Genomic DNA, 1,203 nt, shown 5'->3' on the forward strand with positions numbered 1-1,203 from the left:
CGTCGTTGCTCGACTCGCAGGCGTTGCAGTTCCAGCTCGCGGACATGCGCACCGACCTCGAGGCCGCCCGGACCCTGCTGTGGCGGGCGGCGGCCGCGCTGGAGGACGGCGCCCCGGACGTGGTGGAGTTGTGTGCGATGGCGAAGCGGTTCGCCACCGACACCGGGTTCGAGGTCGCCAACCGGGCGCTGCAGCTGCACGGCGGGTACGGCTATCTTGCCGAGTACGGGATCGAGAAGATCGTCCGCGACCTGCGGGTGCATCAGATCCTCGAGGGCAGCAACGAGATCATGCGAGTGGTCATCGCCCGCAGCGTCGTCGGCGGCGCGGGTAAGGGAAAGCAGGGAGCAGCATGAGCGACACGGTGGACGAGGTTCTGATCGACACGAGCGACGGCCTCGGCCGGATCGTGCTGAACCGCCCCAAGGCGATCAACGCCCTCAACCACACCATGGTGACGCGGATTGCGGCGGCACTGGCGGAGTGGGCCGGCGACGACGCGGTGGCGGCGGTGCTGATCACCGGCGCCGGGGACCGCGGGTTGTGCGCGGGCGGGGACATCGTGTCGATCTACCACGACGCCAAGGACGGCGGCACAGGGTCGCGGGAGTTCTGGCGCGACGAGTACCTCCTCAACGCGACGATCGCGAACTACCCGAAGCCGTATGTGGCGATCATGGACGGCATCGTGATGGGCGGCGGGGTCGGGGTGTCGGCGCACGGCAGTGTGCGGATCGTGACCGAGCGGTCGATGATCGGGATGCCCGAGACCGGGATCGGGTTCGTCCCCGACGTCGGCGGCACCTACCTGCTCGCCCGTGCCCCCGGGGAGCTCGGCACCCACATCGCGCTCACCACCGCCCGCCTGGGTGCCGGGGATGCGATCGCGTGCGGGTTCGCCGACCACTTCATCCCGTCCGGGAAAATCGACGCGTTCGTCGACGCGCTGTCGACTTCGTCGGTGGAGGAGGCGTTGGCCGCGTTCACCGAACCGGCCCCCGAGTCGGACCTGCTGGCCCAGCGGGGCTGGATCGACGCCGCATACTCGGCGGACAGCGTCGCCGAGATCGTCTCGCGGCTGCAGGGCAGTGGGGTGCCGGAAGCTGCGAAGGCGGCCGAGCAGGTGCTGGCGAAGTCGCCGACCGCGTGCGCGGTCACCCTCACCTCGCTGCGCCGGGCCCGGGTCGCGGGCAGCCTCGAGGA

At 70.5% G+C, this 1,203-nt stretch carries 2 protein-coding genes; both read left to right on the forward strand.

Features of this window, described 5'->3' with window-relative positions:
• Window positions 1-356, forward strand: a 356-nt coding sequence (locus tag ACFTZB_RS45720; protein ID WP_378442630.1) for an acyl-CoA dehydrogenase family protein, incomplete at its 5' end; no start/stop codon positions are given.
• The coding region (locus tag ACFTZB_RS45725) for a 3-hydroxyisobutyryl-CoA hydrolase (protein WP_378442632.1) at window positions 353-1,203 on the forward strand (851 nt) is incomplete at its 3' end. The genes ACFTZB_RS45720 and ACFTZB_RS45725, both read left to right, overlap by 4 nt.

It is taken from the genome of Rhodococcus sp. NPDC057014 (assembly GCF_042673295.1).
Lineage (GTDB): Bacteria > Actinomycetota > Actinomycetes > Mycobacteriales > Mycobacteriaceae > Rhodococcus_F.